This is a genomic window from Actinomycetospora endophytica, assembly GCF_021026375.1.
Taxonomy (GTDB): domain Bacteria; phylum Actinomycetota; class Actinomycetes; order Mycobacteriales; family Pseudonocardiaceae; genus Actinomycetospora; species Actinomycetospora endophytica.
Window position 1 is genome coordinate 210,944 of the sequence record NZ_JAJNDB010000002.1, and the last position, 15,393, is coordinate 226,336.

At 68.7% G+C, this 15,393-nt stretch carries 16 protein-coding genes and 1 tRNA gene; 6 read left to right on the forward strand and 11 right to left on the reverse strand.

The features are described 5' to 3' along the window. Window positions 1–13: 13 nt before the first annotated feature. On the reverse strand, window positions 14–943 hold the full coding sequence (locus tag LQ327_RS11900; RefSeq protein ID WP_269069869.1) for a metal ABC transporter solute-binding protein, Zn/Mn family: 930 nt from the start codon (window positions 941–943) through the stop codon (window positions 14–16). Between the two features lie 193 nt (window positions 944–1,136). Between LQ327_RS11900 and LQ327_RS11905 the strand changes: the two genes are divergently transcribed. After that, window positions 1,137–2,228: a LacI family DNA-binding transcriptional regulator gene (locus tag LQ327_RS11905; protein ID WP_230733648.1), complete on the forward strand. Its 1,092-nt coding sequence runs from the start codon at window positions 1,137–1,139 to the stop codon at window positions 2,226–2,228. 36 nt (window positions 2,229–2,264) lie between these two features. Here LQ327_RS11905 and LQ327_RS11910 read toward each other — a convergent pair whose 3' ends face one another. Beyond that, window positions 2,265–3,641, reverse strand: a complete 1,377-nt coding sequence (locus LQ327_RS11910; protein ID WP_230733651.1) for a threonine/serine exporter family protein — start codon at window positions 3,639–3,641, stop codon at window positions 2,265–2,267. A 293-nt stretch (window positions 3,642–3,934) separates the two neighbouring features. Here LQ327_RS11910 and LQ327_RS11915 point away from each other — a divergent pair. Beyond that, window positions 3,935–4,007 (forward strand) — tRNA-Thr (locus LQ327_RS11915). 69 nt (window positions 4,008–4,076) lie between these two features. Here LQ327_RS11915 and LQ327_RS11920 read toward each other — a convergent pair. The 8 genes from LQ327_RS11920 to LQ327_RS11955 all read right to left on the reverse strand — a co-directional run bounded on the left by LQ327_RS11920 (window position 4,077) and on the right by LQ327_RS11955 (window position 8,573). After that, the gene (locus LQ327_RS11920) at window positions 4,077–4,892 is read right to left on the reverse strand and encodes a hypothetical protein (RefSeq protein WP_230733653.1); all 816 of its coding nucleotides are present in this window, start codon (window positions 4,890–4,892) and stop codon (window positions 4,077–4,079) included. Further along, window positions 4,892–5,074 carry a helix-turn-helix domain-containing protein gene (locus tag LQ327_RS11925; RefSeq protein ID WP_230733654.1) on the reverse strand — a complete coding sequence of 61 codons (183 nt, stop codon included), beginning with the start codon at window positions 5,072–5,074 and terminating at the stop codon, window positions 4,892–4,894. The genes LQ327_RS11920 and LQ327_RS11925 overlap by 1 nt, the downstream gene beginning before the upstream one ends. Window positions 5,075–5,077: 3 nt before the next feature. Then, complete coding sequence (locus tag LQ327_RS11930) at window positions 5,078–5,428, reverse strand: hypothetical protein (protein WP_230733656.1); 351 nt, start codon at window positions 5,426–5,428, stop codon at window positions 5,078–5,080. Continuing rightward, window positions 5,425–5,655, reverse strand: coding sequence for a hypothetical protein (locus LQ327_RS11935; RefSeq protein ID WP_230733657.1), 231 nt, complete (start codon window positions 5,653–5,655; stop codon window positions 5,425–5,427). The genes LQ327_RS11930 and LQ327_RS11935 overlap by 4 nt, the downstream gene beginning before the upstream one ends. Next, window positions 5,652–6,908, reverse strand: a complete 1,257-nt coding sequence (locus LQ327_RS11940; protein WP_230733658.1) for a hypothetical protein — start codon at window positions 6,906–6,908, stop codon at window positions 5,652–5,654. Before LQ327_RS11940 ends, LQ327_RS11935 begins: the two co-directional genes overlap by 4 nt. Beyond that, on the reverse strand, window positions 6,908–7,270 hold the full coding sequence (locus LQ327_RS11945; RefSeq protein WP_230733659.1) for a WhiB family transcriptional regulator: 363 nt from the start codon (window positions 7,268–7,270) through the stop codon (window positions 6,908–6,910). The genes LQ327_RS11940 and LQ327_RS11945 overlap by 1 nt, the downstream gene beginning before the upstream one ends. After that, the gene (locus LQ327_RS11950; RefSeq protein ID WP_230733660.1) at window positions 7,267–7,689 is read right to left on the reverse strand and encodes a hypothetical protein; all 423 of its coding nucleotides are present in this window, start codon (window positions 7,687–7,689) and stop codon (window positions 7,267–7,269) included. The genes LQ327_RS11945 and LQ327_RS11950 overlap by 4 nt, the downstream gene beginning before the upstream one ends. A 107-nt stretch (window positions 7,690–7,796) precedes the next feature. After that, a complete protein-coding gene (locus LQ327_RS11955; protein ID WP_230733661.1) occupies window positions 7,797–8,573 on the reverse strand; it encodes a GntR family transcriptional regulator in 777 nt (258 codons plus the stop codon). A 75-nt stretch (window positions 8,574–8,648) separates the two neighbouring features. On the opposite strand from LQ327_RS11955, the gene LQ327_RS11960 reads away from it, so the two are divergent. Both LQ327_RS11960 and LQ327_RS11965 read left to right on the forward strand, forming a co-directional pair. Continuing rightward, on the forward strand, window positions 8,649–9,080 hold the full coding sequence (locus LQ327_RS11960; protein WP_230733662.1) for an NUDIX hydrolase: 432 nt from the start codon (window positions 8,649–8,651) through the stop codon (window positions 9,078–9,080). 152 nt (window positions 9,081–9,232) lie between these two features. Beyond that, window positions 9,233–11,875 (forward strand): P-loop NTPase fold protein, encoded by a 2,643-nt coding sequence (locus LQ327_RS11965; protein ID WP_269069870.1) that lies wholly within the window; start codon window positions 9,233–9,235, stop codon window positions 11,873–11,875. A gap of 177 nt (window positions 11,876–12,052) precedes the next feature. Here the strand turns inward: LQ327_RS11965 and LQ327_RS11970 are convergent, their stop codons facing one another. After that, window positions 12,053–13,153, reverse strand: a complete 1,101-nt coding sequence (locus LQ327_RS11970) for a rolling circle replication-associated protein (RefSeq protein ID WP_230733665.1) — start codon at window positions 13,151–13,153, stop codon at window positions 12,053–12,055. A gap of 1,227 nt (window positions 13,154–14,380) precedes the next feature. On the opposite strand from LQ327_RS11970, the gene LQ327_RS11975 reads away from it, so the two are divergent. Together LQ327_RS11975 and LQ327_RS11980 are read left to right on the forward strand one after the other, a co-directional pair. Continuing rightward, window positions 14,381–14,929 (forward strand): hypothetical protein, encoded by a 549-nt coding sequence (locus LQ327_RS11975; RefSeq protein ID WP_230733667.1) that lies wholly within the window; start codon window positions 14,381–14,383, stop codon window positions 14,927–14,929. Window positions 14,930–15,045: 116 nt separating this feature from the next. Beyond that, complete coding sequence (locus tag LQ327_RS11980; protein ID WP_230733669.1) at window positions 15,046–15,393, forward strand: antibiotic biosynthesis monooxygenase family protein; 348 nt, start codon at window positions 15,046–15,048, stop codon at window positions 15,391–15,393.

The following is a 15,393-nucleotide window of genomic DNA, read 5'->3' on the forward strand; positions in this document are numbered from 1 at the left end:
CGGGCGCCGCGGGTCACCCCTGGGCGGGTGCGCCGACGGCCTTCGCGAGCGCCGCCCGCTCGGCCTCGACCCACTGCAGGTAGTCGGTGACGCCCGCCGGCAGCGTCTCGGTCACGTCGACGACCGGCACACCCGCCCCGGCCGCCCGGTCGCGCAGGCCGGTGACGACGGGGGTCTCCGTCTGGGGATTGAACACGAGGGCGGAGACCTGCCTCGCGCTCAGGGCGTTGCCGACCTGGACGAGGGACGCCGCGGACGGGTCGGTCTCGTTCTCGATGGCCTCGACGAAGTCCTGCGGGGTGGCGTCGGTGACCCCGGCGGTGCGCAGCAGGTAGTGCGCGATCGGCTCGGTGGAGAAGACCTTGGTGCCGGGCTTCGACTGCCCGATGGCGGCCGTCTGCGCGGCGATCCGGTCGACCTGGGCCTCGAACGCCTGCGCCCGCTGGTGCAGGCCGGCCGCCTGCGTGGGCTCCGACGCGGAGAGCCGGTCGGCGACCTGCGTGGCGACCGCCTTCACCGTCGTGGGGTCGAACCAGACGTGCTCGTTGTCGTCGGCCTTGTCGGGCCGCAGGTCGAACGCCTCGACCGTCTTCGCCTTCGCGCTGTCGTCGGTGCTGGTGACCTTGTCGACGAACGTGTCGTACCCGCCGCCGTTCGCGACGACGAGGTTCGCGTTCGTGATCGCGGCGGCGTCGGCGGGGGTGCTCTCGTAGGAGTGCGGGTCGCCGGCGGGGTCGGCGATGATCGAGCGCACCTGGGCGTCCGGCCCGGCGACGGCACTCGCGACGGCGCCCCACACGTTGGTGCTGGCGACGACGGTGAGCGTCCCCGGCGCGGCGTTCCCGGAGGCGGCGGGGTCCCCCGAGCTCCCGCAGCCCGCGACCAGGGCCAGGGCGGCGACGGTGCCGCCTGCGGACAGGACGGCGCGGCGGGCGACGGTCATGGGGGCGGCTCCGGGGTCGTGTCAGCGATGCGGCAGCGCTGACGCCCAACGTCAGCAACGCCGCATCCTCAGGTGGCTCGCAAACGATAACCGTTCTCGTTATCGGTGGCGAGCGTGGCGTCCACGACACGGACGGAGTGCGAAACGGCGACGAGCGGTGGCCCTAGATCGATATAGTCGCTACGTTGCGCAGGTGGCAGAGGCACTCGAGGGGCGGAGGTCCACGCGTCGTACCGCGACGCTGGCCTCACTGGCCGCCGAGCTCGGGGTGTCCCGGACGACGGTCTCGAACGCCTACAACAGGCCCGACCAGCTCTCCCCGGCACTCCGGCGACGCGTACTCGACACCGCGCGCCGCCTCGGTTATCCGGGCCCGGACCCCGTGGCACGCTCGCTGCGCACCCGCAAGGCCGGAGCCGTCGGACTCCTGCTCACCGAAGCACTTTCCTACGCGTTCCGCGACCCCGTGGCCATCCAGTTCCTGGAGGGCCTCGCGCTCGCGTGCGAGGACAACGGCTCCGGGCTGCTGCTCGTCCCGGTGAGTCCCGAGGCCGAGGACGTCGGGGCGGTCGCCCGCGCCGGCGTCGACGGCTTCGTCGTGTACTCCATGCCCGACGACGACGAGCATTTCGCGGCCGTCCTCGAGCGCCCGGTCCCCGTCGTGGTCTGCGACCAGCCGACCGACGTGCCCGACGTCGACCGCGTCGGCATCGACGACCAGGCGTCCATGGTCGAGCTCGCCCAGCACCTCGGCGGGCTGGGTCACCGGCGCGTCGGCGTGCTCTGCATGCGCCTCTCGACCGACCGCAACGACGGGTTCGCCCCGGTCGCGCGGCAGGACTCGGCGCGCTACGAGGTCCAGCGTCGTCGTATCGCCGGCCTGCGCGACGGGTTCACCGAGTTCGGCGTGGACTGGTCGACGGTCCCGGTGGTGGAGCGCTTCGACCACACCGAGTCGGCCGGGGCGACCGCCGTCGAGCAGCTGCTCGAGCGCCACCCCGACGTCACCGCCGTGATCTGCACCTCGGACATCCTCGCCCTCGGTGCCCTGGGGGCGGTCCGCGCCTCGGGCCGCGACGTGCCCGGCCAGATCACGGTGACCGGGTTCGACGGCGTGCCCGCCGCCGAGCGGGTCGGCCTCACCACGGTGCGTCAGCCCTCGCTGGACAAGGGCCGGGCCGCGGGGGAGCTGCTGCTCGACCGCGGCGACCGGCAGCGGTCGCGCACGCTGCTGCTCCCGACGGAGCTGATGGTGCGCGACACGAGCGGGCCGCCGGCGGAGTGAGCCGCCCGCGGTGTGGACCGCGGGCAGCCCCTCCCCTCAGAAGATCCGCGGGCGCCGGCTGCGCACGTTCGCCGTCGCGTGCCGGCGCTGCGCCTTCGCGAGCGGCCAGCCGATCTGCTCGCCGAAGGACACCCCGGCGGCCAGACCCAGGCTGATCGTGAGCGCGAGCAGGATCGTCACGCTGGCGTTGCCGATCGGGCTCACCGCACCGTTGGTCCCACCGCCGCTGCCGGCGAGCTGCGCGAACCCGGAGTAGAGGGTCAGACCGGGCAGGAGCGGCATGATCCCGGCGACGACGAGCACCAGCGGCGGCAGGTTGAGCCGCTGCGGCAGCACCATCGCGACGAGCCCGATGACGGCGGCGGCCAGCGCGGACGCGACGACCTGCCCCATGCCGTGCTGCACCCCGGTCGCGTAGATCCCCCAGGCGACCGCCCCGCCGATCGCCGCCACCGGCAGCGAGCGCAGCGGGGCGTAGGCGGAGAGCGCGAAGAACAGGCCGGCGGCCGCTGCGGCGATCAGGGACCCGAGGTCGGCCTGCGGGGTGAGGTCCCGCGGGATCGTCAGCGCGTAGGACGTCGCCGACGGGCCGCCGACGAGGCCCGCCAGGTTGATGGAGACGACGACGCCGACCAGCAGACCCGCCGTCGCCAGCACGACCTCCACCACGCGCCCCGCCGCGGTCAGCGGGAACCCGGTGATCGCGTCCTGGACGAGGCCCACCAGTGACAGTCCGGTGAGCAGCACGATGATCCCGGCCGCGACGATGTAGTACGGCGCGTCGAGCAGCACGCCCGAGTACGCGAGCCCGATCGCGGCCGTCGTCACCACCATCGCGCCGAACACCTGCTGGAAGAACATCGGCACGTTGCGGCGCCCGAGCCAGCGGGCGCCGCCCCAGACGATGCCGGTGAGCAGGAATGTCGCGAGCGCGACCCCGGCCCCACCGCCGATGAGCATCGCGACCGCCGACGCGAACGCCGACCGGGCGAGCCCCGCGGCGTAGCGGGGGTAGGGGTGGGCGGCGTCGACGGCCGTGGCGAGCCGCTCGAAGGCCTCGGACGAGGTCAGCGGGACGTCCTGGTCGACGATGTCCTTGATCAGGGCGTCGATGGTGGCGAGCCGGGTGTAGTCCTGGGTCCGGTACCGGACGTTGCGCATCGTCGTCACCGGACCGGCCTCGACGCCGCGGTGACAGCACATCGTGATCGTCGAGAACGCGATGTCGACGTCACACGTCGGCAGACCGTAGGCGCCGGCGATCGCCAGCATCGTGTCGTGCGCGACCGCCGCGCCCGCGCCCGTCGCGAGCTGCACCTCGCCGATGCGCAGGGCGAGGTCGAGCACGCGCAGGACGAGGGTCTCGTCGGCGACCTGCGGGCCGGGGATCGCCGGCAGCAGGTTCTCGCGCACGGTGGGTGCGTCGATCGCCGCACGCCGGAGTTCATCGGCGGACGGCAGGGGGACGTGTCGGCGGAATGAACGGGCTCGCTGGGCCACCCCCACGGGCGGCTCCTCCTCTCCGGTCTCGGGAGTCGCGTGGTCGTGCGACGACCGCCGCATCCCGGGGATCTTCATGGATGTCACCTCGTGGGACGCCTCGATGGTTGGGGCGTTGTCGGGGAACGGCTCGGTCGTCGGTGTGATCCGCACCCCGGACGGCCCCCGACCTGGCGCGCGGTGCGGCCCCTACGATGGTGCCTGGTGCCGGCGTAGCTCAATCGGCAGAGCACTCGCCTTGTAAGCGAAAGGTCCGGGGTTCGATTCCCCGCGCCGGCTCAACGTCAGACGGGGTGTCCCGGACAGACCAAGATCGAGATGTAGCAGCGCGTGTAGCAGTGGGCTCGATCAGTCGTCTGGCTTGGAAGCGTCTTGCCTCGCCTGCCACTGCTTGACCGCGTATCCACTCCATCCGGCGAGGGCGGTCGAGACGAACGCGGGACTCAGCCCCGTCAGTGAGATGAACTCCTTCGCGACCTCGGAGTTCTCGAACGCAGCGCTGGACAACAGACCCATCAGCACAAGCCAGACCAAGCACATGATCACGCCGACCAAGGCGGCGGGCGGCAACGACGGGACGTCGGTCTGCAGTCGGGTCAAGACGCCGTCGGTATGCGGCGTGGCCGCACTGAACGTTGCCGCCTCGTTCCAGACGCCCAGCAGGTCCGATACGGGTATGGCGCCGAACGAGTGGGCCAGACTCCTGGTGAGATCCGCGCCCAGCATGTTGCGGACCATGGCCGTGGTGTCGATCGGGGCGACCATGTTGCGGACCATGGCCGTGGTGTCGATCGGGGCGACCATGTTGCGGACCATGGCCGTGGTGTCGATCGGGGCGACCATGATGTAGAGCCGGACCGCGTTCTCGTAGCCCACATAGGTCGTGGGGCGGCGTTCTGAGCGCATCGTGGCCAACCACCGCTCGAACCACTGGGCCACGCTGTACGAGCGGTCCGGGACCGGTATCCCCTTGGCCGAGTTGACCTTGAGTTCATCGAGCTTGGCCCGCACGTCGTCGTAGCTCGATCCGTACACCGGCCGGCGCTTGACCTGCCCGGAGGACGTATAGACGTAGGCGCTCCCGACCCACTTGCCGTCGCTGGAGCGCTGGTAGATCGATCCGTCACCGTTGGCCCGGCGTGGCCGGCGCTTCTCCTCGGCCATCAGGCGGCCTCCGTGTCGAGGAGGCGGGCGACGTACTCCTCCAGGGCCGAGCGGGGGATGCGTCGAGAGCCGCCGATCTTCACCGAGCGAAGGTCGTGATTGCGGAGTAGGTCGTAGACCTTGCAGCGGCTGATCTTGAGCAGCTCGGCGGCTTCCTCGGCGGTGAACAGCAAGGCATCCATGGGTCAGTCCTCCGAGAGCCAGCGGCCGAGGTGGCCGAGGTGGTTGTGGGCGGCGGTGAGGTGGTCGATCAGGGCGCCGGCTTGGTGGCGGGCGTCGACGAGGTCGGCGTCGGCGTGGTCGAGCGTGTGGGCGGGGTCGTGGCCGCGGTCGTCGTAGTGCTCGGCGGGGTCGGCGCGGCGCAGCGAGCGGGCGAGGTAGTCGAGGACCTGGGGCAGGCGGCCGAGGAGCTCGGCGAGGTTCCCGACGGCGCTGTAGGTGTCTGGGCCGTCGAGGGGGCAGCGCATCGTGGCGTGGTTGGCGGCGCGGATGTTCTCGGCGGCGCGCTCGATGTCGCGGGCGATGGGGGTGGTCATCGCCGGGCCTCCTGGTCCGGGACGGCGGCGGCGCGGTCGGTGGCGTCGCCGAGCTGGTGGGCGAACTCGGCGGTGCCGCTGGTGACGGCGGGGCCGAGGGAGGGGAAGGCGGCGAAGAGCAAGCAGAGGGTGATCACGCCGGAGGCGACGGCAGGGCCGGCCTTGTGGCTCTTGGCGAGCAGGACCGTGACCAGTCCGGCGATGACGACGATCGCGATGAGGCTCACGCGGCGTCCTCCCGGCGTCGGTCGGGCCGGCGGGCGTCGCGGGCGATGCGGTCGCAGAAGGCGCCGTAGCCGCCCACGTACGCCGCCCGCAGCCGGGTGCAGTCGTGTCCGGGGGCGGAGAGGTAGGCGATGCCGGGGGCGGCGTTGGCGTGCTCGGTCCCGAGGGAACGGGCGTCGTCGCCGTGGAGCATCACGAGGCTGTCGGCCGGGACGCGGAACGAGAGCCGGAGGGCGAACTGGTCGCGGGCGTAGCCGCCGCCGACGGCGTTGGCCTCGAAGCGCTGGGCGAGCATGAGGACCCGGAACGCGGCCTTGCGTCCCTCGGAGAGGAGCCGCAGCACGGCCGAGGTGATGCGTTCGGCGAGCTTGCGGTCCTTGGCCTGGGCGGCGCGGAGCAGGCCGGGGAACTCCTCCAGGGCGACGAGCACCAGCGGGTGCTGTGCGGTCGGCGTGATCGAGTCCTGCCGAGGGGGCATCGCGTCGAGGCGCTGGTCCATCCAGGCCACGAGCCGGTCGAGGTGCTCGGCGTGCGCGACGAGGTCGCGGGAGCCGGTGACCTGCCATTCGCGGTGGGCGCTGCCGTCCCACACCCGCCCGAGCAGCAGACCGGTGATGTCCGAGCCGGTGATCAGGACGTCTGCGGCGGCGGCGAGCTGGGCCAGCAGCCCGTAGGAGAGCTGGGTCTTGCCGGACCCGTTCTGGCCCTGCACGGCGATGTGCCCGGGCGAGGCCAGCGCGTGCTCGATCAGCCGGGCGTCCTCGGCCCGTCCGAGGAGCACGGCCTCGTCGGCACGGCCGATGACGGTGTGCGGGAGCCGGAACATCGACGCTAGGGGGTCGTGGTGGTGCAGGACGACGCGGACCCAGCGCCCGGCGACGGGCTGGACGCGCAGTCCGGCGAACCCGAGGGAGTGCGCCAGGCGCGGCGCGTGGGCTTCGATGTCCTGCGGTTCGCCGCCGGGCATCAGCTCGACGGTGAACGAGCTCCCAGACCGGCCGAGGCGCAGAGCACCGAACCGTGGGGTGCGGACGGTCAGGCCGGCCGCGACGTCGATGTACTGGCAGAGCCCGACGCCGGTGCACGCTTCGCGCCAGAGACCGCGCATGTCCGCCTCGAGCATCCGGTGGGTCTCGGCGCGCTGCTGTTCCTCGAGGCGGGCCCGCAGACGGCCCAGGAGACGACGGGCGCCGCCCGGGCCGCCGGTGTGCCAGCGGACCGGGTGGCGCCGCGCCGGGGTGCGCTCGGTGCTCATCAGGCGGGCTCCTTGCGCTCCGAGCAGCGCGAGCACAGCTGCCCGTCCACCGCGGGCATCGGGAACAGCAGCGCGCAGGCCGGGCACATCGGTTCGTCGTCGGCGACCGGGTCCGGGACGCCGGCCAGCCGGGCGCGGCGGATGGCACGCCGGTCGGTGGGCGTCGTGGCCGCCCACAGGCCGTGGTCCTGGCCGGTGTCGAGCGCCCACCGCAGACAGTCGGTGGCGACCGGGCAGGCGCGGCAGATCGGCGCGACGGCGAGCTTGTGGCGGACCGTGATCAGGCTGGTGTCGTCGTCGGTGGGCGGGAAGAACAGCTCGGGGTCGGCGTCGCGGCACGCGGCGCCGGTCTGCCAGCTCATGACGCCGCCGCCTCGGACGACGCCGCCTGGCCGCTCTGGTTTCCGCCCCGGGAACGGGACGTCGTGGACGCGGTGGAGCGGACCTCCTGGCAGCGATACCAGACCTGGGCGCCGGTGACGTTGCCGTTGCGGTCCTTCTTGTCCATCACGCCGATCTCGAAGCCGATCAGCTCCACCGGGGTGGCCGGGGCGAGGTCGGTGGCGGGCTGTCGCTCGGAGGCGAGGCCGACCTTGATGATCTCGTTGGTGGCCCGGCCGAACTGGCGGAACCGCGCGACAAGCTGGGCCTCCCACTTGGGGTCGCCGTCCTTGGTGGTCTCCTGCCGGAACGAGTCCCCGAACGCGGTCTTGGGCTCACAGGACAGGAACAGCAGCGACTCGAAGGTCGCGGCCTGGTCGATGGCGAAGTTCTGGATCACGTCGTCTTCTCCTCGCTTGTACTCCTCTAGACGTCTTAAGACTAACACGACCCAGATAGTCGTCTAGAGGAGTTGGATCGACGTTATAAGCCCGTTGTTCGTGCAGGTCAGCGAGCCGGGACGTCGTACTCCAGCACGTAGGCCGGGGCTGCCTTGAGGGTGTCGCAGACCTCCAGTGGACGGCCGGTCGTGTCGTAGGCGGTGCGGACGAGCACCACGACGGGCACACCGTCGGTGAGCTGGAGCCGTCGGCGTTCCTCGGCGGTCGGCATCCGGGCTGAGACCTCTTCGGTGAAGTGGTCCAACTCGAAGCCCATATCCTCCAGGCGGGCATAGATGCCGCCGGGGCCGGTGTCCGCCTCGACGATCTGGGAGCCGGCGGCGACCGAGGCGGGCAGGTAGGACACCGCCATCTCGACCGGCTGCCCATCGGCGAGGTAGCGCCGGGACCGGCTCACGACCTGCTCGTCGTCGCCCAGGCGCAGGCGGTCCCGAATCTCCGGGCTGGCCGGGCCGGTCGCGATCTCCAGCTGGTCGACGTTGGGTGTGAAGCCGGTCTTCTGAGCCTCCACGCTGAACGCGGCGAGGCCGGCCTCCCGGTGACGTCGGGCGAACCGTTCGGAGGCGAGCCGTCGGACCTGGACCGGTTGGCGGACGAAGGTGCCTTTGCCGTGCTCGGCGACGACGCGGCCCTCGTTGCGCAGCTCCTGGACGGCCTGCCGGACCGTCATTCGGGCCACGCCATAGTGCTCGATGAGCACGGCCTCGCTCGGGAGCTTGTCGCCGGCCACGAGGTCGCCGCGGTCGATGACCGCCCGGAGCTGGTCGGCAATCTGCCGGTAGGGCGGCCGGTCGTCGGCGCGGTCGATGGCACCGAGCTGCACGACTCCTCCAGACGACTGGACCTCTACGATCAGTACCGAACGCTACCGAACGTTGACGGACGTCAGGAGGCGACAGTGGCTGACACGCCAAAGCACTCGGTGAGCGTCGCCGGCATCGTTGTCGACGCCCAAGACCGTGTCCTCGTGATCCAACGTCGAGACAATGGTCACTGGGAGCCTCCCGGCGGTGTGTTGGAACTGCTGGAAACCCCCGAGGCAGGCGTTAGGCGCGAAGTTCTGGAGGAGACCGGAGCGCTGATCGCTGTCGAGCGGTTGACAGGAATTTACAAGAACCTCAGCGCTGGCGTCGTTGCCCTAGTCTTCCGATGCAGAATAGAAGGTGGGCCTGTCGGTGCGACGGAAGAGAGCGCAAGCGTGCGATGGCTAACGTTGGACCGCGCTGAGAAGCTAATGGCCCCGGCTTACTCCGTTAGAATTCGCGACGCTTTCGGGTCTCAAGTCGCTGTTAGGTCGCATGACGGCGAGCAAATCGTCGGCAGTCTCTAGTGCGAGTTGAGGATTCACGGTAGAATGACGGCAGCGTGTCGCAAGTGTCCGAGGAGAGTCGTTCAGCTACTTCTGACACCTCAAGTCTCGGCGGACGCGCAGATGGTTCGAAACGACCAGGCACGGTTCAGTAGCACGAGAAGGTCGAAGAGATGCCAACTGGTAGAAGCGGCGAGCCGATTGCGTCGTCCGCTCCTGGAGTCCGCGACGAGGTCAATCCTCCGTACATTTACCGTGGCTCTGTCGAAGAGCATCTGGACGCTATCCTTGCAAGCGCTAGAACAGGCACGGCGCGCCTAAGCGTCGCGATACTTGCGGGCGCAGGCGGGATGGGAAAGACCTCCACCGCGAGGGCGTGGATGGAGTCCGTGGCCGACGAGTTCGATCAACTCGTGTTCGTGTCGGCCAGCCACAGGCAGTCATCGGAGATCGCAAAAGAAATAGCGTTGACGTTGAGACTGGCTGATGCCTCGGATGATCGAGGCGAACTCGAGTTCGTCGGCCTAATTGGCCGCGCACTTCGGAAACGGCGACTTCTAGTTGTTATAGACGATTTGATGGCTCGATCAGAACTATTAGAAGATCTAGTGAAGTTCGGACCCTCCGCAAGCCTGGTTGTAGTTACATCGAGAGCCGGGGAACAGGTGGCCTGGCCCGTCGAAGTTGAGATCATCGACGTGCCTCCGATGACAGATCATGAAGTGCGCCAGATTTTAGTCTCACAGGCGGTGATTCCGAGCGAGGTTCACGATGCTGGAATGGTGGACAGGCTTGTCGCACTGATTGGGGGGAGCCCCTTCGTCGCAAGTATGGTCGCTACTCTGTTACTGCAGGTCTCGGCCTCCGACTTGGTGCAGAGACTTGAGCGTGAAGTGGACATGGGCACGAGTGGCCGGTACATAGCGGGCTCAATTCTGCAGCAGGCTTACGGTTCGATCGACAGAAAGGATCAAACGGCTCTTAGAAGGCTATCCGTGGCCGATAGGCCGTTCGATACCTACGTCGTTTCGGTCGTCTGTGAGCTGACCATCGAGGATGCCAAAGAGGTGCTCGCTCGACTCGCGGACTCTGCTCTTGTGGGGCGAAGCGACGAACAATATTCCATCCACCGCCTCGTGGGTGAATTCTGTCTTCCGCTATTAGAAGGTGATGGCATAGGGGAAGTACTTGAGCGAACCTCTCTCTTCGAAGCGGCGCTCATGCGCCGAGACGTCCACCCCAAGTGGCTCGCCGATTCGCCCGCTGACTCGGATGAACTTAACCGCGAGGCACTCGCTGCACTCGTGGCGTCGCGCCTTCGCGATTTCTCGCAGATGGACGCCGGTAGCTCGTTTCTGATCCATGTTGACGGCCGTTGGGGTTCCGGAAAGTCGACCCTTCTCTCGCTTATAGAGCAGGAGCTCCCCGACGATTTTGAAGTCATCCGCTTCGATGCCTGGAAGAACTCTTCTATTAGCCCTCCGTGGTGGGGACTACTAACCACCCTACGAACAACTCTCGTGCTGGACCGCGCAATGTTGTCTCGCCCGATACTCCGAGTCAAAGAAGTGCTTGCACGCGCTCGTCGCGGGAGTTCGCCATACTTACTGACATCTGCCCTTTTGACGATCGGCATCGTTGGTGCTCTCTTGCTATTTGGCTCTGCCCTATTCAACCTTTCGGGAACTGAGAGCACGCTCAAGAGTGTAGGCGGAGTCGCGGCGGCGATAGCAGCCATCTGGTCGGGAACTGTGCTCTTCGCACGATTCGTATTTTGGGATTCTGCGCGAGGGGCACAACGGCTGGAGAACAGCCATAGCAATCCCATGGAAGAAGTGTCGGCACACTTTGACTGGTTGCTCAGTCAATTTCGCAACCGGCCCGTGGTATTTATTGACGATCTGGATCGGTGTGACGAGAAATTTACAGTGGCCTTGTTGGACTCGATTCAGACCTTGGTAAAAGATGGACCAGCGAATGGCCGACTGCATGCCGCACCCTATTTTATCGTGGCGGGCGACGGAGCTTGGATTCGGACGGCTTATGAGACGGTCTATGAGAAATTCGCAGGAGCGATTGGCGAATCGGGCCGGCCACTTGGCTACCTGTTTCTCGCTAAGCTCTTTCAGCTCACAGTTCAGGTCCCTTCGCTTGGATCCGGTGTTGCGAGAGATTTCTTAGACCGTTTGCTCGAAGTTGCGCCTGGTAGCCAGCATTCTCCTTCAAATTCCGATCCAGAAGAAAGTCGGGTGCGCGATCGCGTGATGAGCAGCGGAAGCGAGAAGGAGGTCGTCAATGTTCTCTCGAGGACGTCCGCTGTCGTGCGTTCGCGAGTTGCACCGATTGCAATTAAGAAGTTGGCCGACCCTGACCTTGCTCGCCTTACGGAGCACAACCTACAAAAGTTCTCTACACTTTTGGAGCCTACGCCTCGAAGCGTGAAGAGCTTTGTGAACTTCTACAGCATGTTGCGGGCGACCCGGACTCTTGAGGGTGTCGCGATCGACGGCGACACCCTCGCAGTTTGGACCGTCATCCTGATGCGATGGCCCTCACTTGCTCACGCATTAGCCGAGCATCCGGAGTTCGCAGCTGGACTTGCTCACGCGGACGCATCGGCGGTAGCCGGCCGGTTGCCGGACGAGCTGCGACCTCTCGTTGAGAGTCTTGAAGTGCAGGCTCTTCTGAAATTTCGAGGAGGCCTTCTAACAGAGGACGCAATTCGCGCGTGCAGCGGCGCACCAAGTGACGCCGACCCAACTCAAACATTCAAGCAAGGTGATGACGCGACAGGCTCCGCGCACGACGGCACATGAGGCCAGCGAGGCGTCTTGTCCATGTGCACGGTGAAGCGCACGGATGACCGGCCCAGCGGGAGGGGGTCGATATGAGCTTGCTTCTCCCGAATCATCCTCGATAGCGCTTTTCTGTTCGGCGCGCTGCGTGAGCTCCCAACGGACCGACTCTGATACGGCCGTTTGTGCGTTTAGGCTTTAGTTGGCCAAGCTCGTCTCAACCCGTTCCTCATTGCGGTTAACCGCGTACGGAGCTGGGACGGCGATAGCCCAATGCGCGACCGCCGCAGCGAAGCTCGGCCCACTATTGACGGCGATCCAGCCGCGGTTGCCGTGTGTCATGAGGCGGACGCGAGTCCGGCTGCGTCGATGGCGGATGCGGCCGGTGGCCTGGTCGACACGTGGTCTCCAGGTCTGGCGGGTGCGGTGTTGGGCCTTGGCCCACCGGCGAGCGATGCGGCCGGCACGGATGCCGTGCTCGGGGGAGACGCGGACGGTGCGGGTGGCGCGGCTGAGGTTCCACACGCCCCAGAAGCGGCCGGGCCCGGTGCCGGGGTCGGACCACTCGGGTGGGACGTCGTGCTGGTACTCCTTAGCGGCCATGAGCCCGTGCTTGGTGAAGTAGGCCGCGACCCGGCGTGGGTCGGTGGCACGTAGGCCATCGGCGTAGTCGAGGGCGGTCCCGGCGCGCTGGTGGCGGCGGCGCTGCTCAGGGTCGGGGTGGTCGACGACCTCGGCCCACGATCGGGACAGCCACACCGCGAACCTCTCGCCGGTGGTGCGGGCGGTGCCGTGGGGCGGGGTGCAGAGCATGTGCACGTGGGGCGCGCCCCGGCGCTGGAACTCCAGCTTCCACACACAGCGCCACTCCTCGCCCCAGGCGCGGGCATAGCGCTTCCGCAACGCCTTCATGTGCCGCTTGAGCACGGCGCCCGTAGGGACGACGGTGAGCCAGTCGCCGGGGTAGGTCAGCGTGACCATCGCCGGGAGCCGCCCCGAGGCGTAGAGCGGGGTGTAGTCGAGCTCGCAGAGCCGGCGGACCATGTTCGCCCTGCTCTTGCGCGACCAGCACGTGATCGTCGTCCGGGGAGTCGGCGGCTCAGGCCATTCCCCGGTGGCGACGAACGCGGCAACCGCCGAGTCGACGTCCTTCACCCGGGCCGAACGGGCCCGTTCCTCGGTGCGTTCCCGCCTCGCCCAGTCCCGACAGGCGACGGCGAAGATGCCCGGTCCGACGGTCAGCTCCCACCGCGGTCCCTCCGCCAGAGTTCCGGGCTCCTCGCGGACGGCGGGCAGCATCGCGGCGGCCGCATCGACCAGCTCAGGGGAGGGGAACGCCGGGGTCCACAGCCCGGCCGCGCTGTCCGGAACCTCGGTGCCGGCCGGGGTCTCATCGAGGTCATCGGTCGTGTTCGTGGGCCTGCGGCCCGATATGGCACATAGAACAAGCCCAGGCGCGGGGCCCTCGGCTGACGCCGGGGCAGCGGCCGGGTCGGACGCGGCCGGCTCCCGCCGGCCGCTCCTGTCTTCGACCCGGGCCGGCGGGCCGGCCCCGCCTCCCACGGCCGCCACCGACGAAGCAGAGGAAACAGGCGCAGGGGAGTACGAGCGCCACGGATCAGGCAGCACAGCCCACGCCGCCCGCGCCGACCTGGACGAGGACGGGCTGGACCGGATGCTCGAGCTGGGTGAGGGGGACACGGCGGGACCTCTCGGAGAGGCCGTCTCGCAGGTGCCTGTGACCGGATGCGGACGCGCGGCCTCGCCACAAGATCCGTCAGGGCCTTGCGGTGGGCACGTCAGAAGGGCCGTCGTCTCGCGGCCCTGGCGGTCAGAGCAGCGAGTCGGCGGCGGACGAGATCAGCGAGGAGAAGGACAGCCTTCGGCGACCAGGCGCTCCGCCCTGGACCAGGGCACCGACCTCAGGAGAGGGGGACCTCGCGTGACGGGGGCCGGGAGTGCGGTGGTGGTCGGGACGGGGTCTCGCCCTCGTCGGCGCTTTCGGGGTCTGACAGCCCGCTCGCACCGCCGCAAGGGCCTGACTGAGCGGAAAGGTCCGGAGGGGCGACGTGGTGGCCCTTGCCCCGGCACGATCGACCTGTCCGAGGCGACCCCGCGCCGCCGAGGGAGAGACCCCGAGCACGGGCCGTGCGGCGAGAGCCGTGTAGCAGTCGTGTAGCAGCCGCCTCGGGTTCACGGCCGTCTGCTGGTGTTCGTCCAGCACAGCGCCCCGAGTCAGGCCGAGAGGATCGACTCCTCTAGACGAGCCGCGTGGCCCTTGTAAGCGAAAGGTCCGGGGTTCGATTCCCCGCGCCGGCTCAACGTCAGACGGGGTGTCCCGGGCGGACCACGATCGAGATGTCGCAGTGGGTGCAGCTCTGCGCCGCCCTCGACGGGACGGTGCCTCTCGCCCGCGCGGCGGCCGACGGTTGGGACACCCGGCCCAACCTGTGCAGTGGATCACCACCCGGCGGTTCCCAGCGCCTAGGGTTGAAGCGGCAACCGATAGCGAGGGGAACGTTCGTCATGAGGCTGATCAAGGGCCGCCACATCCCCGGGCGCATCGCCGCCGGGGCGTTCATCCTCAACTCCGGGATCGAGAAGTCCCGGGGCGACGAGCAGACCGCCGCCGCGATCCACGGCATGGCCAGTGGCACTTATCCTTTCCTCGGCAAGCTGACGGCGCCCCAGTTCCTCAAGGCGCTGTCGACCGCAGAGATCGCGCTCGGGGCCGCGCTGCTGCTCCCGATCGTGCCGACGATCGCCGCGGGTACCGCCCTCGCGGCCTTCTCCGGCGGACTCCTCGGCCTCTATCTGCGCACGCCGGGCATGCGGCAGGAGGGCAGCCTCAAGCCGACCCAGCAGGGCACCGCGATCGCCAAGGACGTCTGGATGCTGGGGATCGCCGGCGGCTTCATCGTCGACGAGATCGTCTCGCTGCGGGAACAGCCGAAGACCCTGACGACGATCATGCTCTACGACGCCCCGGAGGACGACGAGGCGCCGGCGCCCCGTGATCCGAGCGATCTCCCCGACGACCACCGGTTCGTGATCGTCAGCGGTCCGCAGGCCTGAGCGGGCAGGCCGGAGGACCGACCGAGTCACCGTGACTCGGTCGCGGAAGACTGAACCCGAGCTCCGGCCGAGCGGCTCTTGACCTCGAGGTAAGTAGAGGTCGCAGGCTCGTCCCCATGACGACACCCGAGCCGGACGACGGGCCGGTCACCTTCCTGAACATCTTCGAGATCCCGCGCGAGGACGTCGGGGCGTTCCGGGCGGGATGGGTCGAGCGCATCCGGCTCGTCGAGGGCGCGCCCGGATTCCGCGGAGCGCACCTGCTCGAGGCGCTCTCCGACGACGAGCGCTTCCAGCTGGTCAACGTCACGCAGTGGGACAGCCGGGCGGCGCAGGAGGCGGCCACGGGCGGGCCGCAGCTGCGGGCCTCGGTCGCCGACGCGAGAGCGGACCAGCGTCAGCGCGTCACCCCGAACCCGGGCTTCTACCGGGTGGCGGCCACCGCGACCCCGGACCGGCCATGA